We start from the raw sequence: 24330 nt of genomic DNA on the forward strand, positions 1-24330 counted from the left end.
GCATGCGAGGGAGAACGGCGATGAGGCCGGTGGACACAGGCGACGCACGGATCGCCTACACGGACGAGGGCGAGGGTGACGCAGTGCTGCTGCTGCACGGCTCCTTCTCCGCGGACTGGTTCGCCCCCGCGGGCCGGCGCCTCGTCGAGGACGGGTACCGCGTGCTGCGTGTGCACCGGGCCGGGTACGGTCAGAGCGAGGATCTGGCGGGCGGTGCCGGCGTGGCGGCCCACGCCGGGCACGCCGTGCGGGTTCTTCAGGCGGCGGGCGTGCCGAGCGCCCACGTGGCCGGGCACTCCACGGGCGGCTCGGTCGCGCTGCAACTCGCCCAGGCCCGGCCCGACCTGGTGCGTTCACTCGTCCTCCTGGAGCCCGCGTTCCCCTATGCGCCGGACGAGCCCGGGAAACCGGCGATGCCCCGCGCTGTCGAAGCGGCCCGCGAGGGCGACTACGCGCGTGCCTTCGACCTCTTCCTCGGGGGTGTGAGCGGGTCGGGCTTCCGCGAGGTGTTCGTCCGCGAGCTCGGCGAGGACGGGCTGCGGGCGGCCGTCGCGAGCAGCCGGTACTTCTTCACGGCCGAGGCCGCCGCCTTCGCCGCGTGGTCCTTCGGATCCGCGGAGGCAGCCGCCGTCACCGCTCCCGTCCTGCTGGTCGTGGGCGGGGAGGGAGAACGGCTGGGCACGCCCCACCGGGCGCGCAGCGCCCAACTCGCCTCGTGGCTGCCGCACTCCGAGACCCGGGTGCTGCCGGGGGTCAGCCACGCGATGCCGCTGGAGGATCCCGCGTTGGTCGCCACGACGGTCGAGGAGTTCGTGGCCCGCCACAGGGGATGAGTCCGCGGCTGCCTCGCCCCGGCTGCCAGGGCGCGGTGGCCTCTCCGACTGCCGGGGCGGGGGCGTCAGGTGGACACCATCAGGATCAGCCTGGCCAGGAAGCACAGCGCGAGGACCGCCACGCAGGCGATGCGCCACGGCGTCGTCCGCTGCCTCAGGGGCAGGAAGAGTGCCACGACCAGGGGTACGGCGGCGACGGCCAGCCAGGTGTGCGAGGTGTCCAGGTGGTGGCTGACGCCCTGCCGGCAGGCGTGGTCGTCCAGGCCGCAGTCGTCGTAGGCACCGTCGTAGTGCCGGATCTCGAACGCCGTCAGGGCGAGGTCGGCGAGGACGACGAGGAAGGCCGCCCAGCGCCAGACGCGGTCGGTGGTGCGTATCTCATCCCCGGGCCACACCCCAGACGCCATGGCGCCGTCCTCCGTCCGTGGGCAATGCGACGGCGGAAGACTAGCAGCGCCGCATCCGCTCGGCCGACCGCGTGGCTCGGTACGCTCCCGGCGTGTACCAGAAGACGCGGCGGAGGACGCCGGTGGACGCGGCGGCGGGCGACCGGCCGCGCAGGTGGGACCGGCTCGTCTCGGTCGAGGTCACCCGGAAGAGGGTGACATCCCCCGGTCCCGGCCGCACGTCCGTTTCCCGGTGCCTCCGAAGGGCCGCCGGCATCGCTCTCCGGGTGCCTCCCAAGGGGCCGCCGGCGCCGCTCTCCCGTGCCCGAGGGCCGGAGCAGATCGCCCGCTCACCAGGAGCCGGTTGTTCACGTAGAGGAACATTACTTACTCGCATGAATCAGCTCAGGAGGCGTCGGGGCGGCTCCACCGATGGTCGGGATGCCGCCGCCCGAGATGAAGAGTGGCTTCCGCACCATGGACGAGCAAAGGTACAGACCTTCATGATGGGTGATTCCGCGTCAAGGAAGGTGGTTCACATGGATAGACGACGGCTACTGCTCGGAGGAGCCGCGCTGGCCGTGGCGGCGCCGGTGCTCGGCGCCTTCCCGGGCGCCCGCGGCAGCGCATCGGCGGCCGAGCCCCCGTCCGGCCGGCTGCCCTCCCGTGCCGAGATCACAAGGGTCCTGCGGCGCGTCGCCGACCACTGGATCTCCTCCAACGGGGCGGGCGACAACAAATGGGCCCGCGCGACCTTCTACAGCGGGCTGATGGCGCTCCACCGGCTCACCGGGGAAGGCCGCTACCTCGACTACACGCGGGCCTGGGCCGAGCAGCACTCGTACGGCATATCCGGCGGCACCACCACCCGCAACGCGGACGACTTCACGGCGATCCAGGCCTATCTGGACCTCTACGAGGCCGGGCCCGACGAGCAGAAGATCGCCGCGGCGGAGGCGACGCTGCGGCACATGATCACGGACCAGCCGGACAAGAACGACGACTGGTGGTGGGACGACGCCCTGCACATGGGCATGCCGCCGTTCGCGCGCTTCGGCAGACTGCGCGCGGACCCCGCGTTCTGGGACAAGCTGTACAAGCTGTACGACCACACGAAGAACGTGCAGGGCGGGCCCGGCCTGTACGACGCGGGGACCGGGCTCTGGTACCGCGACGACAACTTCCTGCCCGGCGGGATCGGGTCGCCGAACGGCAAACCGGTGGTGTGGTCCCGCGGCAACGGCTGGGTCGCCGGCGGACATGTGAAGACCCTCAAGGCCCTTCCCGACGATGCGGACCACGCCGCCGAGTACCGCGACGCCCTGGTGCGGCTGGTGACGGCGCTGGGGCCGATCCAGCGCCCGGACGGGTTCTGGAACGTCAACCTGGCCGATCCGGACCATTTCCCGGGTCCGGAGACCAGCGGCACCGCGTTCTTCACGTACGGCACGGCGTACGCGGTCGGCGCGGGGCTGGTCGACCGGGCGACCTGGCTCCCGGTGGCCGCCCGGGCCTGGAACGGGCTGGTCGCGACGGCCGTCCATCCGGACGGCTTCCTGGGCTATGTGCAGGGGGTGGGCGACCGGCCCGACTCCAGCCAGCCCGTCACCTACGACAGCACCTCGGACTTCGGCGTGGGCGGATTCCTGCTCGCCGGTACCGAGCTTGCCGCGCTCGCGTCCTGACCGTGACAGGGGCGCGGGGAGCCGTCCCCGCGCCCCTGACGGGGAGCCGGCCACGGGGCCCGTCGGCGCCCCGCGGCGAACCGTCCCGGCAGAACACCTACTTCTCCCAGCCCACCTTCGTGTAGTCGAGGTCACCGAGCCCGCTGGCGCCGAAGTTCGCGAGGCCCGAGCGGACCGCGAGGATCTGGGGCCGCTGGTAGAGCTCGATGGAGTGGGCCTCGGCCCAGATCTTGGTGTCGGCCTGGTTGTAGAGGGCGTTGGACTTCGCGACGTCCGTCTCCCCCGCCGCCCGGCTGAGCAGCTCGTCGATCTCCGGGGAGCCGATGCCGCCGAAGTTCAGATAGGTCTGCTTGCCCTTCGGCTGCCGGAAGGTCGGGAAGAGCTGGGAGTGGAAGATGTAGTCGACGTTGCGGAAACTGGTCAGGTCGAAGTCGCCGCGGTCCAGGTACTTGTCGGAGAAGTCGGCGTCCGGGACCTTCTGAATGTTGATCTTGAAACCGGCCTGGCCGAGCTGCTGCTGCACGATCTGGGCCTGGTCGAGCATTGCCGACGAGGTGCCCGCCGAGATGACGTAGTCGAGGCTGAGCTGCTGCCCCGCCTTGGTGCGGGGCCTGCCGGGGCCGTTGTCCTTCCAGCCGGCCTCGTCGAGCAGCTTCTTCGCGCCCGCCAGGTCGAAGGTGCCCCACTTGCCGGCGTTGGCCTCGTACCCGGCCTGGTTCGGCATGAAGAAGTGGTTGTCGAGTGTCTGCACCGGGAAGTCGAGGTCCTTGGCGAAGGCCGCCACGATGCCCTTGCGGTCGATGGCGAGGTCCAGCGCCTGCCGGACCTTCAGGTCCTTGAGGGGACCCCGGTCGCTCAGCGTGATGTGCACCTCGTCCCAGCGGGCGCCGCGCCTGATGTCCGTGCCCGGCGCCTTGGCGAGCCGCTTGTAGTCCTCGGGGAGGATGGCGGGCGCGTAGTCGATCTCCTTGTTGAGGTAGGCCTCGGTGTCCGCGGGCTGTTCGAGGGCCCGGTAGGTGATCGAGTCCAGCTTGGGCTTGGGGCCCCACCAGTTGGGGTCGGGGACGGTGGAGACGGTCTGGCCGGTCTTGTCGAAGGACTTGATCTTCCAGGAACTGCCGGTGATCGGGATCCGCTCGATCCAGCCCTTGTTGAACTTCTCCGGCGTGTCGATGCCGTCCGCCGGCAGCAGCGGGCGGAAGAGCCGCTGCCAGTCCGCGTACGGCCTGCTGAAGGTGACCACGACCTCCTGGTCGTCGGCGCCGCGTGCCACCTTGGATATCTGGTCGTAGCCGCTGGAGTCGGCCACCAGGTACCTGTCGTCGCCGCCGCCCACCGCCTTCCAGATGGCCTGGAAGTCGCGGTAGCTCAGGTGCTTGCCGTTGGACCACTTGGCCTTCGGGTTGAGCTTGTACGTCACGACCTGCGGACTGGTCGAGGTGACCTTCACGGAGAGCAGGAAGTTGGGGTCGGGGTGCGGGACGCCCTTGGCGTCGCGGGGCATCAGCACCGGCTCGACCTGCTCCAGGATGGCCACCGCGTCGCCGTCGGTGCCGTCCACCTGGTACCAGTTGTACTGGTGGACCCACTTCTGGACGGAGAGCTTGAGCCGCCCGCCCTGGCGTACGTCCGACACGGGCTGGGCGTTGACGGCCTGGGCATCGGCCGCGGGCGCCGTGCCGTTCTTGCGCGCCTCGTGGGAGTCGCCGGAGGAGCCACATCCAGCCATCACCAGCGCTGCCGAGACGGCGGCGACGGTGAGCGTGACAGGGCGCGAGGGTCTGGACATGACGTTCCTCCGGTACATACAAGGCCGGCACGGGGAGCGTGCGGCGCAGCCGTGGGGATGGTAGATCCACAACCGCCCGGCCGTACCCGTCTCCGCGCATCTGACATTCCCTCTTAACAGAGCAGCAATGTTCTGATACGAAGATCGACTGGTGGTCGAGCGGAGAGAGGAAACACCCTGTGACGGCCTATCTGGCCAGAAGGCTCGGTTACTACGCTGTTCTGCTGGTGGCCGCCGTCTGCATCTCGTATGTGCTCGCCTCCACGGCGCTCGATCCGCGCGCCTACTTCGAGGGACGCCAGCCCCGCCCCTCCCCGGAGACCGTCAGCGCCCAGCTCACGGTGCTCGGCATCAACGGCGACACACCGCTGCCCGAGCGGCTCTGGCACTGGCTCACGGGCGCGGTGCACGGCGACTTCGGGCGCACCATCGACGACACCTCGGTCACGGCCGAGCTGGTCCGGCGGCTAGGGGTGAGCCTGCGGCTGCTGATCACGGGGACGGTGCTGGGTACCGTCGTCGGCGTGCTGGCCGGCGCCTGGACGGCGGTGCGGCAGTACCGGATCTCCGACCGTGCGGTGACCCTCGCCTCGTTCCTGCTGCTGTCCACGCCGACGTTCCTGCTCGCGGTGCTGCTGAAGATCGGCGCCATCAAGCTCAACTCGGTGCTGGGCACCGATCTGATCCAGTTCACCGGCGAGAAGGACCCCGACCTGCACGGCGGCGCGCTGGCTCTGCTGCGCGACCGGGGCGTGCACCTGCTGCTGCCCACGCTCTCCATCGGCCTGGTGACCATCGCCGCCTACAGCCGCTACCAGCGCAACACCATGCTGGACGTGCTCGGCGCTGACTATCTGCGCACGGCGCGCGCCAAGGGGCTGAGCCGGGGCCGGGCGCTGCTGCGGCACGGGCTGCGTACGGCGCTGATCCCCATGTCGACCTACTTCTCGTACGGTTTCCTGGCGCTGTTCACGGGGGCCACCTTCACCGAGATCGTGTTCGGGTGGCACGGCATGGGCGAGTGGCTGGTGGAGTCGATCGGCAAGGAGGACGTCAACTCGGTGGTGGCCGTGTCCGCCTTCGCGGCCGTCGTCGTCCTGCTGTCCGGCTTCCTGGCGGACGTCCTGCACGCGGCGCTCGACCCGCGGGTACGGAGCTGAGGGAGATCCGGACATGACGACCGAGAGTGTGGTGGCGGCCGCCGCCGTCGAGGCGCCGCTGGGCGCGGCCGCCCTGCCGGGCCGCGGCAGGACGGTGCTGCGCCGGTTCCTGGCCCGCAGGAGTGCCGTGGCCGGGGTGGTCGTGGTGGTGCTGTTGTTCGTGCTGGCCTTCGCGGGCCCGTTCCTGACGCACTGGTCCTACGCCGACATCGACTACACCGCGCTGCGCTCGGCCCCCTCCGCCGACCACTGGTTCGGCACCAACCGCATCGGCCAGGACGTCTTCGCACAGACCGTGCGCGGCCTGCAGAAGTCACTGCTGATCGGCCTGTTGGTGGGCCTGGTGGCGACGGTGCTCGCGGCGGTGGTGGGGACGAGCGCGGGCTACTTCGGCGGCTGGACCGACCGGGGCCTGATGTTCCTGGTGGACCTGCTGCTGGTGTTCCCCAGCTTCCTGATCATCGCGATCGCGGCGCCGCGGCTGAGGGCGACGGGGTGGCTCGCGTTCGTCGGACTGCTCACGCTGTTCGCCTGGATGATCACGGCACGGGTGGTGCGGTCGATGACGCTGTCCCTGCGCGAGCGGGAGTTCGTGCGGGCGGCCCGGTACATGGGGGTGCGGCCCGCGCGGATCATCGTGCGGCACATCCTGCCCAACATCGCCTCGTTCCTGATCATCGACGCGACGATCGCGGTGGGCGGCGCGGTGATGAGCGAGACCGCCCTGTCGTACTTCGGGTTCGGTGTGCAGCCGCCCGACGTCTCCCTGGGCACCCTCATCGCCGACAACACCGGCGCGGCGGTGACCTACCCCTGGATGTTCTTCTTCGCGGCCGGGCTGCTGGTGGTGTTCGTGCTCGCGGTCAACCTCATCGGGGACGGGCTGCGTGACGCGTTCGACCCGACGGCGCGAAAGGCACGGGCGTGAGCGCTCTCCTCGAGGTCCGCGACCTCACCGTCCGCTTCGGCGGCACCCCGGCGGTGCGGGGGCTCGACCTCACGCTGCGCCGGGGCGAAGTCCTCGGCATCGTCGGCGAGTCGGGGTCCGGCAAGTCCGTCACCGCGCTGGCTGTCCTGGGGCTGCTGCCGGACGGCGCCACGGCCACCGGCTCGGTCCGCCTGGACGGAACCGAGCTGCTGGGGGCGGGCGAGAGCCTGTTGAACACCGTCCGCGGCAACCGCGTGGCCATGGTCTTCCAGGACCCGCTGTCGGCGTTCACCCCGGTCTACCGGATCGGCGAGCAGATCGCCGAGGCGATCCGTGCGCACCAGGACGTGCCCAAGGAGAAGGCCGCGCAGCGCGCCGTGGAGCTGCTCGATCTCGTCGGGATACCCGAGCCGCAGCTCAGGGCCGCAGCGTTCCCGCACGAGTTCTCGGGCGGCATGCGGCAGCGGGCCATGATCGCCATGGCCGTCGCCAACGACCCCGACGTCATCCTCGCGGACGAACCGACCACGGCTCTCGACGTCACGATCCAGGCGCAGGTCCTCGATGTGCTGCGCACCGCGCAGCGGGAGACCGGGGCGGCCATGGTGCTCGTCAGCCACGACCTCGGCGTGATCGCGGGCAGCGCGGACCGGGTCGCCGTGATGTACGCGGGCCGGATCGTCGAGACCGCACCCGTGGACGAGTTGTTCGCCCGGCCCCGGATGCCGTACACACTCGGCCTGCTGGGCGCCGTGCCCCGGCTGGACGGGGCACTGCCGGCGCCGGAGCGGGCTGCTGTCCGGGGCGAGGGTCCCGACGGTGACGGCGAGTCGGGGGCCGGTGGTTCAGGCGGGAGCGGCGAGTCGGGGGCCGGCGGCTCGGGCGGGGGCGGCGGGTCCGACGCCGACGGCTCGGGCAGGGGCGGCGAGTTCGACGCCGACGGCTCGGGCAGGGGCGACGGGTCCGACGCCGGTGGCTCGGGCGGCGTGCCGTCCCGCACCGTGCTGGTGCCGATCCCGGGGTCGCCGCCCGCGGCCGGTGCGCTGCCCGACGGGTGCTCCTTCGCGCCGCGCTGCCCGCTCGCCGAGCCCGCCTGCCGCACGGCCGAACCGGGACTGCTGCCCGGGGGCCGGAGCCGGAGCGGGACGGGGACGCGCCCGGACGCCACCGCTCCCCCTGCACCGGGGCCCGGGCCCGACGCGGACCACCTCGCTGCCTGCATACGGGCCGACGAGATCCTGGCGCGCCGCCTCGGGCCTGCGGACGTGTTCCCGGTGCCGGCGCTGCCGTCCCCCGCCGCCGAGCCGGCCCCGGCGGGGGACGCGGGACCGGTGCTCAGCGTGCGCGGGCTGTACAAGACGTTCCCGCTCTACAAGGGCAGTGTCTTCAAGCGCAGGACGGGCAGTGTGTACGCCGTCGACGGGGTCGAGCTGGAGGTCGGCCGCGGCGAGACACTCGGGCTGGTGGGCGAGTCGGGGTCCGGGAAGTCGTCCACGCTCTACGAGATCCTGGGGCTGCGGCCGCCGGAGAGCGGTGAGATCGAGGTCCTCGGGCGGTCCACCGCCCGGCTGACCCGGCGTCAGGCCCAGGAGCTGAGGGGCCGGGTGCAGATCGTCTTCCAGGACCCGATGGCCAGCCTCGACCCCCGGATGACGGTCGCCGACATCATCGCGGAGCCACTGCAGGCGCTGGGCACCGACCGTGCGACGATCCGCCGCCGGATACCGGAGCTGCTGGAGCTCGTCGGGCTGGAGCAGGAGCACGCGGCGCGCTTTCCGCACGAGTTCTCCGGCGGGCAGCGACAGCGCATCGGCATCGCGCGGGCGCTGGCGGTCGGCCCCCGGCTGCTGGTGCTCGACGAGCCGGTGTCCGCGCTCGACGTGTCGATCCAGGCGGGTGTGCTCAACCTCCTCCAGCAGCTCAAGGCGGAGCTGGGCCTCGCCTACCTCTTCGTCTCGCACGACCTGTCCGTGGTGCGGCACATCGCGGACCGGGTGAGCGTGATGTACATGGGGCGGACGGTGGAGGCGGGCGCGGTGGACAAGGTCTTCGCGCGGCCCCGGCACCCCTACACCCAGGCGCTGCTGTCCGCCGTGCCGCTGCCGGATCCCCCGCGGGAGCGCCGCCGGGAGCGGATCCTGCTGGCCGGGGACCCGCCGAGCCCGACGCACCGCGACCCGGGCTGCCGGTTCCGCGGCCGCTGCCCGGTGTTCGCCCGGCTGGACGCCGGGGACCGGACACGCTGCGAGACGGAGCGCCCCGCTCTGCTTCCCCAGGGCCCCGACCAGCTGACGGCCTGCCACTTCCCCCGGGCGCGGACGGTGGTCTGACCCCCGTCGACCGGGGGACGGTCCGGTGGGCGCGGGGCGAGGGGTGTACGGATCGGTGGACGTACGGGGCTGGACGCCGGGCCGGTCGGCATACGGGTCGGCGGGTGGGTGGGGCGCCCACCCGGGTCCGGGGACGTACGGGCCGGTGGGCGCGCGGGCCCGCAGGGGCCGGTGACGCAGCGGCCCCGCACGCCCGGGCCCGCGCCGCCTACGGTGTGGCGGCCTCCTCCAGCTGGATGTCGGCGGCCATGGGGCAGCTTCTCATGGCCTGTTCGATCAGGGCGGAGCGCCGGCCGGCGTCGACGCGCGGGAGGTGGACGCTGACCCGGGTGGTGAAGTCGTAGCGGAGCGCCCCGGCATGCTCAAGGGTGACCGCCGCGTGCACCTCGCTGCCCGTCAGGTCCGCGCCGGTCTCACTGGCGACGACGCCGAGCGCCTGGTGGAGGCAGGAGGCGACGGCGGCGGCGTAGAGCTGCTCGGGGTTCCAGGCCTGGCGGTCCGTGGACGTCAGGGCCGGCGGCGCGCTGACCAGCAGGCGGTGCGCCCCGTCGCCCACGGTCTCCACACGGTCGGGCCCGCCGAGGGACGCCACCGTGGTCGTGTACAGGGCCCGGTCCGTGTCCGTCATCTGCTCTCCCGCGTCGCCTCGTCCGGTCTCCCGCGTCGCCTTCGCGCTCCGGGCCCGCCCCGGCCGCCGCGGCCCGCGTCCCGGTCGTCCTGGCGTCCCGGTCGTCCTGGCGTCCCGGTCGTCCTGGCGTTCCGGCCGCGGGTGTTCCGGTCGCCGGGCCGATGGTGCGCGGTCCGTGCGGAGGTGCCCTCCGTCATTCGAGCACCACCGGTGCCGCACCGCGCGCCGACACCCGGCCGGCGCAGCCATCCGGCGTACCCGCCGGCATTCCGACCGTGCGCGCCGGTGACACCCTCGGGGTCTGCCGGGGGACGGTGGACGTGGTGTCACTGCCGCGCGACGGCCCCGGGCCCGGCGGGCGGCAGTTCCGCAGCCCGGTCGTGGAACGCGTGCCGTACGGCCTCGATGCCCCGTCCCTCGCGGGTCGGGTGGACGCGGTTGGTGAGCAGGACCGCATAGCGGCCGGTGGCGGGGTCGAGCCAGATGCTTGTGCCGGTGAAGCCGGTGTGCCCGTAGGCGTCCGGGCCGAAGGAGTCACCCACGGGTGAGCCCTCGGGGTCCTGGCCCTGCCAGGCGAGGCAGCGGCGGAGTCGCAGGGTGTCGGTGTGCGGGGCCGTCATCAGCGCGAAGGTGTCGGGCCGCAGGAGCGCGCGGGCGCCGCCGGCCAGGGCGCGGCCCAGCCGCTCCAGGTCGGCGAGCGGCGCGAAGAGTCCGGCGTGCCCGCAGACGCCGCCCAGCACCACGGCGTTCTCGTCGTGCACCTCGCCGACGACGGTGCGGCCGCGCCAGGGACACCGCTCGGTGGCCACCGCGCGCGCCCGGCCCGCCGCGTCCGGCCTGAAGACCGTGCCGGTCATGCCGAGCGGCGTGCAGACCAGGTCCGCCACCAGCTCGTCCAGCGGCCGGCCCGCGGCGGCCTCGGCGACCAGGCCGAGCAGCATGAAGCCCTGTGAGGAGTATTCGACCCGGGTGCCCGGCGCGGCCCGCAGGGGCAGTTCGCCGAGCGCCCTGAGCAGTTCCGCCCTGGTCGGGTAGGAGCGGTAGAGGGGGATCCGCCCGGGCAGCCCGGAGGTGTGGGTGAGGAGCTGGTACACCGTCAGGCCGGCGGCGGTGCCGCCCCGGTACTCGGGGCGGTGGCCGCCCACGGTGTCGGTGAGGGCGAGCGCACCCCGTTCGACGAGAGCCAGCACGGCGAGCCCGACGATCGGCTTGGTGACGGAGGCGAGGTCCCAGAGCTCGTCGCCGTCGAGAGCGCCGCCGTCCGGCTCCGCCGTACGGTCCGGGGTACCGCGGCCCTGCCCGGCCGTCCCGTCCGGAGCACCACGGGCCGCCCCGGCGCGGTAGGGGGCGCCGGCGCTGTCGCCGAGGCCGTCGCCGCCCCAGCTCCTCGTGCCCGTCCAGCCACGGTCGAGCGGGCCGTCGGCGGTGCCCACCGACCAGGCGGCCCCGGAGTACACACGTCGCTCACGCCCCGCGGCGAGCAGACCGGCGAGCGCGCTCACGCCCGGCCGCCCTTCGTCCCGTCCGATGCCACCGGGCCGAGCCGGGGCGGTGCTCCGCCGAGGCCCGTCGAGACGGCGCGGGCCGCGGCGCGCACCATGGGGCCGAACACCGCCACGCTCGCGTCGTCCAGCGCGAAGGTCAGCCCTGAGACGCCGATCGCCCCCACGACCCGCCCCTCGGCGTCGAGCACGGGCGCGGCGACGGAGCGCACGTCCGGCTCGTCGTACTCGTCGTCGATCGCATAGCCGCGCCGGGCGGTCTCCGCCAGCTCCGCGCGGAGCGCCGCGGGGTCGGTGGGAGTGGCCGGGGTGCGGGCGGGCAGCGCGGCGCCGTCCAGCAGCGCGCCGGACAGTACCGCGGCGGCCTCGGGAGCGGGCAGCGCGGACAGCATGGCGAGACCGACGGCGCTGGAGTGCAGCGGCGCACGGTCGCCGGGCTCGATGGCCATCCGGTACTCGCCGGCGGGCTCGGACAGTGCGAGGTGGACGGCCTCGGCCCCGTCCCGTACGGCGTAGTGGGCGAGCTGACCGGTGCGGCGGCGCAGGTCCGCGAGGACGGGGCGGGTGAGCCGGAGGTCGGTGCCCGCGTGCAGGGCGGCCGCCGCCAGGCCCAGCAGGCGCGGCCCAGCACGGTACGCGCCGCCCTCGGTCTGCTGGGCGAAGCCGCAGTCGGCGAGGGTCCGCAGATGGCGGTGGACGGTGGGCTTGGTGAGACCGGTACGGCGGGCGATCTCGCCGAGTCGCTGCGGACCATCCGCCCGCGCGAGGGCGTCGAGCACCTCCATCGCCTTGTCGACCGGGCCCTTCCCGGGTTCGTGCGCGCTGGCAGAGGTGTTGACCGGTTTCACCATGTCGCCTAGCTTAACCCCACCGCGTTCCGTTTTCCGGAACGCTCATCATGCTCAACGGAACGATGGGCCGGAGGTGGACCGTGGTCCAACGCGACACGGCGGAGGGAGCCGGGCCCCCGGCCCTCCGCGACACACCGGACCGGGACGGAATTCCGGGCGCCGCGCCACCGAGCGGGCCGGACCGCTCCCCGGCGATCGGGCCGGCTCCCTGCCCGGCGCCCGACTCGGGCCGCTCCCCCGCGGGCGGGCCGGTGGGCTCCTCCGCAGACGGGCCGGCGGGCTCCTCCGCGAGCGCGTCCATGGGCTCCCCAGCGGGCGGCCCGGAGCACATCGCGGGCGGCGGTCCGGTGGGCCGCGCCGGGAGCGGGGCCGGTGGGCGGGGCGGCGCGCCGGGCCCGGTGCGGGCGTCCCGGCGGAGCGTGCTGCGCCTGGGCGGGCTGCTCGTCCCGGCACTGTCCGCACCGGCGCTGCTGACCGGGTGCGGCGCCTCGCCGGGTCGCGGGGCGGGCAATGTGCTGCGGGTCTCCCAGCCGGGCGATCCCGAGACGATGGACCCGCAGAAGCAGGGCGACATGGTGTCGATGAACGCCCTCATCAACATGTTCGACACCCTCACCACCCGCGGCCGGGACAATAGGCTGCGCCCCCGGCTCGCGCTGTCCTGGTCGACCAGGGGCCCGCTGGTGTGGCGGTTCCGGCTGCGCCCCGGGGTGCGGTTCCACAACGGCGAGCCGTGCGACGCGGCGGCGGTGAAGTTCAGCATCGAGCGGCTGCTCGACCCGGCCACCAAGTCGCCGATCGTGGAGCTGCGGTACGTCAAGGGCGTCACCGTCGTCGACCGGTTGACGGTGGACCTGCACACCACACTGCACGACCCGATCCTGCCCGACAAGCTGTCGCTGTTCGGCGGTGTCGTGGTGCCGCCGCGCCATCTGAGGGACGTCGGCGACGACGCGTTCGCCACGCATCCCGTGGGCACCGGACCGTTCACGTTCGTCCGCTGGCAGCGCGACCACGAGCTGCGGATGCGTGCCTGGCCCGGACACTGGAATGGCCGGCCGCGCGTCGACGAGCTGGTCTTCAGCCCCGCGCCCAACGCCTCGTCGTCGCTTGCCGCGTTGCAGAGCGGCGGTGTCGACCTGGTCACCGGGCTCACCCCGGACGCCGCCCAGCAGCTCGACGGCTACACCGGCGTCACGCTGGAGAGTCACACCGGCATCCGCACCTCGTACCTCTCCCTCAACACACTCGACGAGGGGCCGCTGCGGGACCGGCGGGTACGCCAGGCCCTCAACCACGCCATCGACGTCCCGCTGCTGATCAAGGCGGTGCTGGGGGGCAAGGCCCGCGAGGTGCCGGCGATGGTCCCGCGCGGCGCCTTCGGGTTCGACCCGGCCATCAGGCCGTTCACCCGATCCGTGGCCACCGCGCGGGGGCTGCTCGCCGAGGCGGGCCACCCGCACGGCTTCAGCACCACCCTGACCGCCTCCAACGTCGACTCGAACGTCGCCGAGGCACTGTCCGGGCTGCTGGCCAGGGCCGGGGTGCACGCCAAGGTCGACCTGCTCGACCCCGGCACCTACTCGGAGCGGCTGACCAGCACCGACCACGGTGCGCTCGGGCCGATGTACCTGGCGGCCAGCACGGTGTGGACGCTGGACGGCGAGAGCATGGTGCAGTCGAACGTCCGCAGCGACCGCCGCCAGAGCCGCTGGCACTCCAAGGAGGCGGACCACCTGGTCGACCTCGAGGAGCTGTCCGTGGACCCGGCGCGGCGCGAGCGGGCCTTCTCGGACCTTCAGCGGCTGATGCGCGAGGAGGCTCCGTTCGTCTTCCTCTACCAGACCGACACCATCTACGCCCGCAATGACCGGCCGCACTGGCGGCCGGGGGCGGCGGGAGTGCTCGACATGGCGAGTGCGGAGGTCTCCCGATGAGCGGCCTCTCCTTCCGGCGCGCCCGCGGCGGCGCGGCGCCCGGCGACGGCGCGGGGCCCGGCGGCGGCGCGGGGCCCGGCGGCGGCGCGGGGCCCGGCGGCGGCGCGGCGCCCGGCGACGGACCCGACGGCGGGGCGGGACGGGGCAACGGGGCCGGGCTCGCCCGCGGCCAGGCGGCCGAGGGGCAGGGCGCCGGGGCCCGCGCCGCCGTGGGCGGCCACTGGGCGGGCCTCCTGCGGATGGTGCTCACCCGGGTCGCGAGCGCCGTGTTCGTCCTGCTGTGCACGGCGACCGTGTCGTTCTTCCTCGTCCGGCTCTCCGGAGACCCCGTCAAGCTCCTGCTGCCGCCGGACGCCACCGCCCACCAGGAGGCGGTGCTGCGGGCCGGCCTGGGCCTGGACCGGCCGCTCTTCACGCAGTACCTGGACTATCTGTGGGGGTTGCCCCGGCTCGACCTCGGCACGTCGCTCTTCTACCACCAGCCCGTCGGCCAGGTGCTCGCCGCCCGGCTGCCCGCCACGCTGCAACTGGCCGCGGGCGCCCTGGTGGTGACGCTGGCGGTGGCGCTGCCTGCCGGGGTGATCGCGGCCATGCGGCGCGGCCGGGCCACCGACCGGAGCGTGATGACGGGCGTCCTGCTCGGCCAGTCCACGCCACCGTTCTGGGTGGGCATCCTGCTGATCCTGGTGTTCGCGGTCGGGCTGCACGCCCTGCCCGCCTCCGGGTACGGCACCTTCGCCAACCTGGTGCTGCCGTCCGTGACTCTCGCCGTGTACTCGGTCGCGGTCGTAGCCCGGCTGCTGCGCTCATCGCTGATCGACGTGCTCGCCAGCGACCACATCCGCACCGCACGTGCCAAGGGCTTCGGCCCGCTCAAGGTGGTGCTCACGCACGGCCTGCGCAACGCCTCGCTGCCGGTGGTGACCGTCGTCGGCCTGGAGATCGGAGGACTGCTCGGCGGGGCCATCCTCACCGAGCAGGTGTTCTCCTGGCCGGGCGTCGGCCAGCTCACCATCGAGGCGATCTCCCACCGTGACTTCCCACTGGTGCAGGCGGCCGTGCTGTTCTTCGCGGCGACGTTCGTCGTGGTGAACCTGCTGGTCGACCTCTCCTACCGGCTGCTCGACCCGAGGGTGAGGGCCTCCTCATGACCGTCACGACCACCACCGTCCCCACCGCCCCGCCCGGGGCCCCCAAGGGCCTCAGCCCACGGTCGATCGCACTGCGCACTCTGCTGCGCAACCGGCTGGCCGTGGTCGCGCTGGTCTTCCTCGCCGTCCTGGTCGTCGCCGCGCTCTTCGCGCCGCTGCTCGCCCCGGCCGACCCCGACGCGCAGGACCTGCTGATGCGGCTGCGCCCGCCGGCGTGGCAGGCCGGCGGCAGCGGCGCCCACCCGCTCGGCACCGACCAGCTCGGCCGGGACATGCTCTCCCGTGTCATCTACGGCACCCGGGTCTCGCTGCTGGTCGGCGCGGGCGCCGCGCTGCTCGCCGGGGCACTCGGCACCGTTATCGGCCTGGCGTCCGGGTACTTCGGCGGCTGGCCGGACCGGGTCCTGATGCGGATCGCGGACGTGCAGCTCGCGTTCCCGCCGATCCTGCTGGCCCTCGCCATCGTGGGCTTCACCGGCTCGGGCCTGTGGTACGTCATCCTGGTGCTGGGCTTCACGGGCTGGGTGTCGTACGCCCGTGTGGTCCGCTCGGAGGTGCTGTCGCTGCGTTCTCGGGACTTCATCACCGAGGCGCGGGCCATCGGGGCCACCGACGCCGCGATCATGCGCAGGCACCTGCTGCCCAACGTCATGGCGCCGCTGGCCACCATCGGCACCCTGCATGTCGCGGCGGCCATCGTCGCCGAGGCGTCCCTGAGCTATCTGGGGCTCGGCGTGCCCAAGGAGACCGTCACCTGGGGCTCGATGCTCGCGGACGGCCAGCTCTACCTGGGCACGTCCTGGTGGGTCGCGGTCTTCCCGGGGGTGGCCCTCATGCTCACCTCGCTCGCCGTCAACATCACGGGCGACGCCCTGCGGGACGTCGCGGACCCGAAGGCGTACCGCCGATGACCGAATCACACCCGGCCGCATCCCAGCCGGCCACCCCGGACCCGGCCACACTTCCACCGACCGCCCCGCCGGGCGCCGCGGACCCGCCGGGCGCCGCGGGCCCGGCAGGCGCGGCGGACCCGGCAGGCGCGGCGGATCCAGCGGGCGCCACGGGCCCGGCGGAGGCCACTTGGCTGCTCGACATCGCCGGCCTCAGCGTCGACTTCCGCCTCGGCTCCTCCGTGGTGCACGCCGTCCGCGGCGTCGACCTGCGGGTGGCGGCCGGTGAGACCGTCGCCGTCGTCGGGGAGTCCGGCAGCGGCAAGACCGCCACCGCGCTGTCCGTGCTGCGGCTGAACCCTGAGCCGCCGTGCGTGTACGCGGGTGGCGAGATCCGCTTCGGCGGGCGCGACCTGCTCGCCCTGTCCACGAGGGAGCTGGGCCGGATCCGCGGCCGGGACATCGCGATGGTGTTCCAGGACCCCATGACCAGCCTCGACCCGCTCCAGCGGGTGGGCGCCCAGGTCGCCGAGGTGCTCAGGCACCACCAGGGGCTGTCCCGCGCCCGGGCGCGGGAGCAGGCGCTCGCCGCGCTGGACGAGGTGGGCGTGCCCGAGCCCGGGCGTCGTTACGGGCAGTACCCGCACGAGCTCTCCGGAGGCCTGCGCCAGCGGGTGATGATCGCCACGGCGCTGGTCGGCCGGCCCCGGCTGCTCATCGCCGACGAGCCCACCACCGCGCTGGACGTCACCGTGCAGCGGCAGATCCTGGACCTGCTGGTCGGCCTCCAGCGGCGGCACGGCATGGCCGTGGTCCTGATCACCCATGACCTGGGCGTGGTCGCCGAGACCGCCGACCGCGTCGTGGTGATGAACCGGGGCCGGGTCGTGGAGAGCGGTCCTGTCCTCGATGTCTTCGACCACCCCGCAGACGACTACACCCGCCGGCTGCTGGACGCCACCCCCCGTCTGGAGCGGGCATGACCACCACCACAACGCCCGCGGGCGGCCCCTCGTCCCCGGTGCTCGTCGAACTGGCGGGTCTGCGCAAGGAGTTCGGCGGCAGGCACGGCTCGCTCGCCGTCGACGACGTGTCCCTGACCGTGCACGAGGGCGAGACGCTGGCGCTGGTCGGCGAGTCGGGCTGCGGGAAGACGACGCTGACCCGGCTGCTGCTGCGCCTGCTCACGCCCACCGCGGGGCGGGTGAGTTTCGACGGCCAGGACCTCGCGGCGCTCTCCCCGGCGGGGCTGCGGCGCCTGCGGCGGCAGATGCAGGTGGTCCTCCAGGACCCGTACTCCAGCATGAACCCGCGCTGGCGCATCGCCGACGTCGTGGCGGAGCCGCTGGTCACCCACGACCCGGCGGCCCGCGGCCGGCGGGGCAGGGCGCGCACCCGGGAGCGGGTCGGCGAACTCCTGGCGGCGGTCGGCCTGGACGCGGCGATGCAGGACCGCTATCCGCACGAGTTCTCCGGCGGCCAGCGGCAGCGCGTCTCCATCGCCCGTGCTCTCGCGCTGGAGCCCCGGCTTGTGGTGCTCGACGAGCCGACCAGTGCCCTGGACGTCTCCGTGCAGGCCAGGACCCTGGAGCTGCTGGCCGAGTTGCAGCGGCGGCACGGTCTGACGTACGTCTTCGTCTCACACAACCTCGCCGTGGTGCGGCAGGTGGCCGACCGCGTCGCCGTGATGCACCGGGGGCGGCTGGTGGAGGTGGGTGACGCCGCGCGGGTCTTCCACGCACCCGGGCATCCCTACACCCGCCGGCTGCTGGACGCGGTGCCGGTCCCCGACCCGCGCCGGGCCCGCCGCGCGGGCGGCCGCCGCGGCGGGAAGGGCGCCGGCGCCGACAGCGGCACCGCGGCTGCGGGCGGCCGTCCCCGCGCATCCGGCGCCGGGGACGCGGAGGGTTGCCGCGCCGCGGCCGACGCCGACGGTGCGGACGGCCGCCACGGCGACCCGGGCGCCGGCGGCCCCATCGGTCCCGGCGGTCTCGGCGGGCCCGGCGGTCTCGGCGGCCCCATCGGGCCCGGCGGCCCCATCGGGCCCGGCGGCCCCATCGGGCCCGGCGGGCTCGGCGGGCCCGGCGGGCTCGGCGGCTAGAGATGCGACAGCACCAGCCCCGCACCGCCCAGCAGGGCGACGTCGTCCACGGCCGCGTCGCTGACGAGGACCCGGGGCTCCTCCGCGCCCGCCGCCGCGACACCGGACCGCAGCCGCCGCTCGATCAACGCCCGGAAGCGCTCGCCGCCCTCGCGTGCCTCACCGTGCAGCACGAAGAGGCCGGGTGCGAAGAGCTGCTGGACGTTGACCAGGCCGAGGGCGAGATGGTCCGCGTACTCGGCCACCACGGCACGGGCCGGCTCGTCGTCGCGCCCGGCGAGCGCGGCCAGCGAACGGTCGGGGCCGAGACCGGCCGCCCGGGCGCGGGCGCGCAGCCAGCGGGTGGTGGCCAGGGTCTTCCAGCATCCCCGGCTGCCGCAGGTACAGCGCTCGCCGCTGGCCGAGACGGTCATATGGGCGCCGCTGCGGCCGCCGTGCGGGGCCAGCACCTCGCCCTCGTAGAGGATGCCGACGCCCAGCACCTCACCGGTGGACACCGACGCGAAGGTGCGCCGGCCCCGGCCGGGCCCGAACCACCGGTCGCCCAGCACCTGAAGGCGCGCCCGGTGCTCCACCCGGACCGGTGCCCCGGTCAGCGCCCGCAGCCGCTCGCCCACCGGGTAGCCGTGCAGCGCGGGCACGTCGTTGACCTCGGTGATCACACCGGCGTCCGGATCGACGAGCCCGGCGGCGGCGATGCCCACGCCCACGGGCGCCCGCCCGGCGAACACCCGGGCGGCACGGGCGAGTGCCGCGTCCACCTCGGCGGGGGCGGGTGCCGCCGCGTCGTACGCCGCCTCGGTGCGTTCCAGTACCCGGCCCGAGACGGTCAGCACGGCCGCCCTGACACGCCCGGGCAGCAGTTCGACCGCGCCCAGCACCCGGGGGGCGGACGGTGTGACCGGGGGCGTCGCGGGCTCGGGCACCAGCCGCAGCGGAGGACGTTCATGCACCATGCGCCGACTCTGCCACGCGTGGCGTTTCCTGAGGTAGAGCCGTGAGATTACGGAAGGCAGCACCGTGACCCGACAGAACCGCCCCGACCAGGACCGTACCCCCATGACCGACACCACGGGCGCATTCCGCGCCACCGGCACCGAGCCCCCGGCGGACGACCCGGCCGGCACGGGCCGTACCTCCATCGCACCATCGGACACCGGCATCGGAGACGACTCCGGTGGCGGGACCGCCCCCGCCGTTCCGGACGGTGCCGCCCGGGCCGCGTCCACCAGCACCGCCCGCCTCACCGAGCTGACCTGGCGTCAGGTCCGCGACGCCGGCGAGCGCGCCATCGCCCTGCTGCCCATCGGCTCCCAGGAGCAGCACGCCGGGCACCTGCCGATGGGTACGGACACCCTGCTCGTCGAGGCGGTCACCGACCGGGCGACGGCGCTGCTCGCCGCGGAGCCCGGTGCGCCCGCGCTGGTGCGGCTGCCCACCCTGCCGTTCGGGCACAGCCCGCACCACCTCTTCGCGGCGGCGCTCTCGCTCTCCGCGTCCACCCTGGCCGCGGTCCTCGACGACCTGCTCGACTCGCTGGTGACCAGCGGCTACCGGCGGATCATGGTGGTCAACGGGCACGGCGGCAACGACGAGATCATGCGCCTGGCGGCGAAGCGCTTCACGCTGCGTGCGCGGGCCACGGTGGCCGCCTGTTCCTACTGGACGCTGGCGGCCGGGGAGGCGCCCGGCGAACGCCCTGACCGTACCCCCGGCCACGCGGGCTGGTTCGAGACGTCGCTGATGCTCGCGGCCCACCCCGCGCTGGTGCGCACGCCGGTGCCGCCGCGCGCTCCGGTCGATCCACCACCGCTCTTCGACCGTCCGCCCCACCCGGGCCTCACCGTCGAGCGGCACGGGGAGTGGGCGCGGGTGGGCGGGGCCACGGACGACGCCTCCGGTGCCGAAGCCGAGCAGGGTCGGCGACTGCTGGACGCCCGGGCCCGGGGCCTGGCCAGGGCGATCCGCGCGTTCGACGCGGCGACCGCCGCGGACCCCATGACCGCCACCGCCGCCACCGCCGTCGCGCCCACCGCTGCCGTCCGAGGAGAGGCATGAAGATCACAGATGTCGACGTGCAGGTCGTGAACCTGCCCCTGACCAACCCGTTCACGAGCTCCTTCGAGACCAAGACGGGCGAGACGCGGACGGTGGTCCGGCTCCGCACGGACGAGGGCGTGGAGGGCTGGGGCGAGACGATGTGGGGCGGGCCGGTGGCCGCGATCATCCGGTCGATCGCCGGGGACCTGATCGGCACGAGCCCGTTCGCCCTGGAGCGGTTCCACCGCAAGCAGCACATGGTGCCGTTCTTCTACGGTTACCTCGGCTATGCGGCGATCGCCGCCCTGGACGTCGCCTGCTGGGACGTGATGGGCAAGGTCACCGGCCAGTCGGTCACGGACCTGCTGGGCGGCCCGGTGCGTGACGAGGTGCCGATCACCGCGCTGGTCACCCGCGCGGACGCGCCCGGCGCGGACGCCGCGGGGCTACCGCGGGCGCTGGCGGAGCACGCGGCGCGGGTGGTCGCCGAGGGCGGCTTCACGGCGGTCAAGCTGAAGGGCACCCGGGACGTCGAGGGCGACGTGGCCGTCATGCGGGCGCTGCGGGACGCCCTGCCGGGCGTGAATCTGCGGGTCGACCCGAACGCCGCGTGGTCGGTGCCGGACGCGGTGCGCGCCGGGATCGCGCTGGAGGAGCTGGACCTGGAGTACCTGGAGGACCCGTGCGTGGGGATCGAGGGCATGAGCCAGGTGGCGGCAAAGGTGCGCATTCCGCTCTGCACCAACATGTGCGTCGTCCGCTTCGAGGACTTCGCGCCCGCGGTCCGGCTGAACGCGGTGGACGTCGTGCACGGCGACGTCTACAAGTGGGGCGGGATCGCGGCGACCAAGGCGCTCGCCGCGCACTGCGAGACGTTCGGGCTCGGCATGAACCTGCACAGCGGGGGTGAGCTCGGTATCGCCACCGCGGCGCATCTGGCGGTGGTGGCGAGTACGCCGGTGCTCTCGCGGGCCATCGACAGCATGTACTACCTGCACGCGGACGACATCATCGAGCCGTTGCGGCTGGAGGCGGGGCGGCTGCGGGTGCCCACGGGGCCGGGGCTCGGGGTGCGGGTGGACGAGGAGAAGGTGCGGTACTTCGCTTCCGTCAACGAGCGCGAGGGGGATCTCACGGGGTGAGGGCCGCTCGGCGCGGCGGCCGGCCGGGGGCGGTGCCGGTCGTGCCGCCTGCCGTCCATCGCCCTCCGGGCTCGTCCCCGAACGCCGGGCGGGCTCCCCAGGTCATCCTCCGGGCTCGTCCTCGAACGCCGGACCGGCTCCGGGAACCACCCCGGCCCCGTCAGCAAGACCGAAACCGCCGAGCATCGCGGGCCGTCCACGGGACAGGCCAGGTGCCGCGGATCACCAGTCGTGGACTGTGCCGTCCCTCAGACGGTTCACGGGGAGGTAGGCAGGGGTGTACGGGAAGGCGGCCGCGGCCTCGTCGTCCAGATCGACACCGAGGCCGGGCGTGTCGGAGGGGTGGAGGAGGCCGTCGGTGAAGGTGTAGGAGGTGCGGAAGACCTCCAGGGTCCGGGCGGAGTGCCGCATGTACTCCTGGATGCCGAAGTTGTGCACGGCGAGGTCCAGGTGGAGCGCGGCGGCCATGCCGACCGGTGAGATGTCCGTGGGGCCGTGCAGACCGGACCTGATGCCGTACACCGCGGCGTGGTCGAGGAGTTTGCGCATGGCGGTGACACCGCCGGTGTGGGTGACAGCGGAGCGCACGTAGTCGATCAGCCGCTCGCTGAGCAGGGTCGTGTAGTCGTGGACGGAGTTGAAGACCTCACCGATGGCGAGGGGGGTGGTGGTGTGCTGGCGGATCAGCCGCAGGGCCGCCTGGTCCTCGCCGGGTGTGGCGTCCTCCAGCCAGAACAGGTCGTAGGGCTCCAGCGCCTTGCCCAGTCCGGCCGCCTGGATGGGCGTCATGCGGTGGTGGCCGTCGTGCAGCAGCGGCAGTTCGGGACCGAACTCCGCGCGCACCGCCTCGAAGACCGCCGGTACATGCCGCAGGTAGGCGCGGGTGTCCCAGGTCTCCTCGACGGGCAGGGTCCGGCCGGCGCCGGAGCGCCTGGCGGGTTCGTAGTCGTAGCGGTCGCCGCCGGCCGCCGCGGAGGCGGCCACGCCGTACACCGAGTCGAGCCCGGGGATGCCGGTCTGGATGCGGATGGCGCGGTAACCCTGCGCGAGGTGGGCGCGTACCGAGTCCATCAGCTCGGGCAGGTCGCGCCCGGACGCGTGGCCGTAGGCGAGGGCCCCGGTGCGGGACGCGCCGCCGAGGAGTTGGTAGAGCGGCATCCCGGCGGCCTTGGCCTTGATGTCCCACAGGGCGGTGTCCACCGCGGCGATGGCCGCCATGGTGACCGGCCCGCGCCGCCAGTACGCGCCGCGGTACAGGTACTGCCAGGTGTCCTCGATCCGGCCGGCGTCCCGCTCGATCAGCAGCGGTGCGACATGGTCGCGCAGATAGCTGGCGACGGCGAGCTCGCGGCCATTGAGGGTGGCGTCCCCCAGCCCGGTGAGGCCGTCGTCGGTGGTGATGCGCAGGGTGACGAAGTTGCGTCCCGGGCTGGTGACGATGACGTCGGCCGAGCGGATCTTCATATGGGCGACTCCTGTGGGGTGGATACGGGTTCCAGCGGGCGGGGCGGGGCGGGATCGGGTCGGGCCGGTACGGGAAGCTGCGGGTGAGGGGATGCCGTGGTCCCGCAGGGCGCCCGGTTCCTCGTCGATGCGCCCGGATCGCGGCTGCACGGCATCAGGGGTCCTCAGGGTCCCTTGGTGCGGGACCGGACGTCGGCGCCGACCCGGACGACGAGGTCCCGCCGTGCCGAGCCCGGCGGAGTTGCGCTTTCACGGTGAACTGCTCGCCTTCCGCTGCTGGCCTGCCGTCTTCTTGCGCCGCCGGCCTGCGGGCTTCGCCCGCTGATGGCCCCGGGTCCTGCGCCGCGGGTGGCCTGGCGGCTTCCACACCGACGGCCTGGGATCTTCGTCCGGTGGTGGTCGGAGCCGCCGCCGGCTGCCGGGGGGCCGCGCCGGGTTCCACCGCGGGTGCGGCCCGGCACCCGCCAGGTATATCGATCTCCCATGGTCACTGTCGAGAGCGCGCGTCGGATGCGCCGGGACCGTCGCCGAGGCCGGTGAGGCGGCGAGGCGGCGAGGCGGCGAGGCCGGCCTACGAGGGCGCGCAGGGGCCGGCGGAGATGCCGGCGGAGATGCGCCGCGGTTCCCGCACCGCTTTCGAGGTGCTGCCCACATGGGGTCATTGGTGTGGAAACCGCACACGGGCAGGGGCTCCGAGGCACGAGGTGCGTGCTCCGGAGCCCGGGTGGATGGCGGGGGCCTTCGGGCCGTCAGCCCTTCTCTCCTTCCTTCGCCTGCTGGCCGACGATCGCGGAGAGCGCGGCGGTGACGGATTCCTCGGCGGCCGCCTTGCCGATGCCGAGCCCGCTGAGCACCCCCTCGCCGTCCTCGCACTCCAGCAGGGCGAGCAGGATGTGCTCGGTGCCGATGTAGTTGTGCCCGAGCCGCAGGGCCTCACGGAACGTCAGCTCCAAGGCCTTGCGCGCGCTCGCGTCGAACGGGATGAGCGCGGGCAACTGTTCGGCCGCCGGGGGCAGGGCCTCCTTGGCGGCCTGCCGGACGCGGTCCGGTGTCACGCCCTGCGCGGTGATCGCCTGGACGGCCAGCCCCTGCGGCTCGCTCAGCAGGCCCAGGACCAGGTGGGCGCAGAGGATCTTGTCGTGGTGGGCGGCGTGCGCCTCGTTCTGCGCCGCCACCACCACCTTGCGGGCGCGCGGGGTGAACCTGCTGAAGCCCTGGCTGGGGTCCAGGTCGGAGAGGCTGCCGAGGTCCTTGGGGACGAACCGCTTCTGGGCGGCCTGCCGGGTGACGCCCATGCTCTTGCCGATCTCGCTCCACGAGGCACCGGAACGGCGCGCCTGGTCGACGAAGTGGCCGATGAGGTGGTCGGCGAGCTCCCCCAGGTGCTCGGCGGCCAGGACGGCATCGGTGAGCTGGTCGAGGACCTCGGTGTGGACCTTCTTGATGGCGTCGATGAGGTCGTCGAGACGGACGGATGTCTGGATGCGTGTGGGCTCCTCCATGAGGCAACCTT

Annotated in this window: 19 protein-coding genes and 1 pseudogene; 12 read left to right on the top strand and 8 right to left on the bottom strand. The window is 73.7% G+C overall.

Features of this window, described 5'->3' with window-relative positions; translation table 11 throughout:
- Positions 1-20 precede the first annotated feature (20 nt).
- Complete coding sequence (locus tag ACSMXW_RS01115; RefSeq protein ID WP_485803249.1) at positions 21-833, top strand: alpha/beta fold hydrolase; 813 nt, start codon at positions 21-23, stop codon at positions 831-833.
- Positions 834-898: 65 nt separating this feature from the next.
- Here the strand turns inward: ACSMXW_RS01115 and ACSMXW_RS01120 are convergent, their stop codons facing one another.
- Positions 899-1240, bottom strand: coding sequence for a hypothetical protein (locus tag ACSMXW_RS01120; RefSeq protein WP_485803250.1), 342 nt, complete (start codon positions 1238-1240; stop codon positions 899-901).
- Between the two features lie 518 nt (positions 1241-1758).
- Here ACSMXW_RS01120 and ACSMXW_RS01125 point away from each other — a divergent pair.
- Complete coding sequence (locus ACSMXW_RS01125) at positions 1759-2904, top strand: glycoside hydrolase family 88 protein (RefSeq protein ID WP_485803252.1); 1146 nt, start codon at positions 1759-1761, stop codon at positions 2902-2904.
- A gap of 97 nt (positions 2905-3001) precedes the next feature.
- On the opposite strand, the gene ACSMXW_RS01130 is transcribed toward ACSMXW_RS01125, so the two are convergent.
- Positions 3002-4693, bottom strand: coding sequence for an ABC transporter family substrate-binding protein (locus ACSMXW_RS01130; RefSeq protein WP_485803253.1), 1692 nt, complete (start codon positions 4691-4693; stop codon positions 3002-3004).
- 179 nt (positions 4694-4872) lie between these two features.
- On the opposite strand from ACSMXW_RS01130, the gene ACSMXW_RS01135 reads away from it, so the two are divergent.
- Genes ACSMXW_RS01135 through ACSMXW_RS01145 form a run of 3 tightly spaced genes read left to right on the top strand, consistent with a single transcriptional unit; the run spans position 4873 to position 9111 of the window.
- A complete protein-coding gene (locus ACSMXW_RS01135; RefSeq protein WP_485803255.1) occupies positions 4873-5853 on the top strand; it encodes an ABC transporter permease in 981 nt (326 codons plus the stop codon).
- A gap of 13 nt (positions 5854-5866) precedes the next feature.
- Complete coding sequence (locus ACSMXW_RS01140; RefSeq protein WP_485803257.1) at positions 5867-6781, top strand: ABC transporter permease; 915 nt, start codon at positions 5867-5869, stop codon at positions 6779-6781.
- Positions 6778-9111, top strand: coding sequence for a dipeptide ABC transporter ATP-binding protein (locus tag ACSMXW_RS01145; RefSeq protein ID WP_485803258.1), 2334 nt, complete (start codon positions 6778-6780; stop codon positions 9109-9111). The genes ACSMXW_RS01140 and ACSMXW_RS01145 overlap by 4 nt, the downstream gene beginning before the upstream one ends.
- 208 nt (positions 9112-9319) lie before the next feature.
- Here the strand turns inward: ACSMXW_RS01145 and ACSMXW_RS01150 are convergent, their stop codons facing one another.
- The 3 genes from ACSMXW_RS01150 to ACSMXW_RS01160 all read right to left on the bottom strand — a co-directional run bounded on the left by ACSMXW_RS01150 (position 9320) and on the right by ACSMXW_RS01160 (position 12092).
- A complete protein-coding gene (locus ACSMXW_RS01150; RefSeq protein ID WP_485803259.1) occupies positions 9320-9739 on the bottom strand; it encodes an OsmC family protein in 420 nt (139 codons plus the stop codon).
- Positions 9740-10065: 326 nt separating this feature from the next.
- Entirely contained in the window at positions 10066-11241 is a 1176-nt protein-coding gene (locus tag ACSMXW_RS01155) for a serine hydrolase domain-containing protein (RefSeq protein WP_485803260.1), read from the bottom strand.
- On the bottom strand, positions 11238-12092 hold the full coding sequence (locus tag ACSMXW_RS01160; RefSeq protein ID WP_485803262.1) for an IclR family transcriptional regulator: 855 nt from the start codon (positions 12090-12092) through the stop codon (positions 11238-11240). Before ACSMXW_RS01160 ends, ACSMXW_RS01155 begins: the two co-directional genes overlap by 4 nt.
- A 419-nt stretch (positions 12093-12511) precedes the next feature.
- Here ACSMXW_RS01160 and ACSMXW_RS01165 point away from each other — a divergent pair, with 419 nt between their 5' ends.
- The 5 genes and pseudogenes from ACSMXW_RS01165 to ACSMXW_RS01185 all read left to right on the top strand — a co-directional run.
- The gene (locus tag ACSMXW_RS01165) at positions 12512-14029 is read left to right on the top strand and encodes an ABC transporter substrate-binding protein (RefSeq protein ID WP_485808544.1); all 1518 of its coding nucleotides are present in this window, start codon (positions 12512-12514) and stop codon (positions 14027-14029) included.
- Between the two features lie 239 nt (positions 14030-14268).
- The gene (locus ACSMXW_RS01170) at positions 14269-15180 is read left to right on the top strand and encodes an ABC transporter permease (protein WP_485808546.1); all 912 of its coding nucleotides are present in this window, start codon (positions 14269-14271) and stop codon (positions 15178-15180) included.
- Positions 15177-16091 (top strand): ABC transporter permease, encoded by a 915-nt coding sequence (locus tag ACSMXW_RS01175; protein WP_485803264.1) that lies wholly within the window; start codon positions 15177-15179, stop codon positions 16089-16091. Before ACSMXW_RS01170 ends, ACSMXW_RS01175 begins: the two co-directional genes overlap by 4 nt.
- Positions 16088-17053 carry an ATP-binding cassette domain-containing protein gene (locus ACSMXW_RS01180; protein WP_485803265.1) on the top strand — a complete coding sequence of 322 codons (966 nt, stop codon included), beginning with the start codon at positions 16088-16090 and terminating at the stop codon, positions 17051-17053. The genes ACSMXW_RS01175 and ACSMXW_RS01180 overlap by 4 nt, the downstream gene beginning before the upstream one ends.
- Positions 17050-17892: pseudogene (locus tag ACSMXW_RS01185) on the top strand (ATP-binding cassette domain-containing protein); the annotation flags it as partial. The gene ACSMXW_RS01180 and the pseudogene ACSMXW_RS01185, both read left to right, overlap by 4 nt.
- A gap of 275 nt (positions 17893-18167) precedes the next feature.
- Here the strand turns inward: ACSMXW_RS01185 and ACSMXW_RS01190 are convergent.
- On the bottom strand, positions 18168-19127 hold the full coding sequence (locus ACSMXW_RS01190) for an ROK family protein (protein WP_485803266.1): 960 nt from the start codon (positions 19125-19127) through the stop codon (positions 18168-18170).
- A 295-nt stretch (positions 19128-19422) separates the two neighbouring features.
- On the opposite strand from ACSMXW_RS01190, the gene ACSMXW_RS01195 reads away from it, so the two are divergent.
- Together ACSMXW_RS01195 and ACSMXW_RS01200 are read left to right on the top strand one after the other, a co-directional pair.
- On the top strand, positions 19423-20229 hold the full coding sequence (locus ACSMXW_RS01195) for a creatininase family protein (RefSeq protein ID WP_485808548.1): 807 nt from the start codon (positions 19423-19425) through the stop codon (positions 20227-20229).
- Positions 20226-21353 (top strand): mandelate racemase/muconate lactonizing enzyme family protein, encoded by a 1128-nt coding sequence (locus ACSMXW_RS01200; RefSeq protein ID WP_485803268.1) that lies wholly within the window; start codon positions 20226-20228, stop codon positions 21351-21353. The genes ACSMXW_RS01195 and ACSMXW_RS01200 overlap by 4 nt, the downstream gene beginning before the upstream one ends.
- Positions 21354-21575: 222 nt before the next feature.
- On the opposite strand, the gene manD is transcribed toward ACSMXW_RS01200, so the two are convergent.
- The gene (manD, locus tag ACSMXW_RS01205) at positions 21576-22817 is read right to left on the bottom strand and encodes a D-mannonate dehydratase ManD (RefSeq protein WP_485803270.1); all 1242 of its coding nucleotides are present in this window, start codon (positions 22815-22817) and stop codon (positions 21576-21578) included.
- Between the two features lie 749 nt (positions 22818-23566).
- Positions 23567-24319 (bottom strand): Clp protease N-terminal domain-containing protein, encoded by a 753-nt coding sequence (locus ACSMXW_RS01210; protein WP_485803272.1) that lies wholly within the window; start codon positions 24317-24319, stop codon positions 23567-23569.
- Positions 24320-24330: the final 11 nt, after the last annotated feature.

It is taken from the genome of Streptomyces sp. DSM 116793 (assembly GCF_057320905.1).

Coding starts and splice junctions, on each gene's coding strand:
- ACSMXW_RS01210 (WP_485803272.1), bottom strand. CDS start 24,319: ATGGAGGAGCCCACACGCATCCAGACATCCGTCCGTCTCGACGACCTC.
- ACSMXW_RS01170 (WP_485808546.1), top strand. CDS start 14,269: ATGGTGCTCACCCGGGTCGCGAGCGCCGTGTTCGTCCTGCTGTGCACG.
- ACSMXW_RS01200 (WP_485803268.1), top strand. CDS start 20,226: ATGAAGATCACAGATGTCGACGTGCAGGTCGTGAACCTGCCCCTGACC.
- manD (WP_485803270.1), bottom strand. CDS start 22,817: ATGAAGATCCGCTCGGCCGACGTCATCGTCACCAGCCCGGGACGCAAC.
- ACSMXW_RS01115 (WP_485803249.1), top strand. CDS start 21: ATGAGGCCGGTGGACACAGGCGACGCACGGATCGCCTACACGGACGAG.
- ACSMXW_RS01175 (WP_485803264.1), top strand. CDS start 15,177: ATGACCGTCACGACCACCACCGTCCCCACCGCCCCGCCCGGGGCCCCC.
- ACSMXW_RS01125 (WP_485803252.1), top strand. CDS start 1,759: ATGGATAGACGACGGCTACTGCTCGGAGGAGCCGCGCTGGCCGTGGCG.
- ACSMXW_RS01140 (WP_485803257.1), top strand. CDS start 5,867: ATGACGACCGAGAGTGTGGTGGCGGCCGCCGCCGTCGAGGCGCCGCTG.
- ACSMXW_RS01120 (WP_485803250.1), bottom strand. CDS start 1,240: ATGGCGTCTGGGGTGTGGCCCGGGGATGAGATACGCACCACCGACCGC.
- ACSMXW_RS01130 (WP_485803253.1), bottom strand. CDS start 4,693: ATGTCCAGACCCTCGCGCCCTGTCACGCTCACCGTCGCCGCCGTCTCG.
- ACSMXW_RS01190 (WP_485803266.1), bottom strand. CDS start 19,127: ATGGTGCATGAACGTCCTCCGCTGCGGCTGGTGCCCGAGCCCGCGACG.
- ACSMXW_RS01160 (WP_485803262.1), bottom strand. CDS start 12,092: ATGGTGAAACCGGTCAACACCTCTGCCAGCGCGCACGAACCCGGGAAG.
- ACSMXW_RS01150 (WP_485803259.1), bottom strand. CDS start 9,739: ATGACGGACACGGACCGGGCCCTGTACACGACCACGGTGGCGTCCCTC.
- ACSMXW_RS01180 (WP_485803265.1), top strand. CDS start 16,088: ATGACCGAATCACACCCGGCCGCATCCCAGCCGGCCACCCCGGACCCG.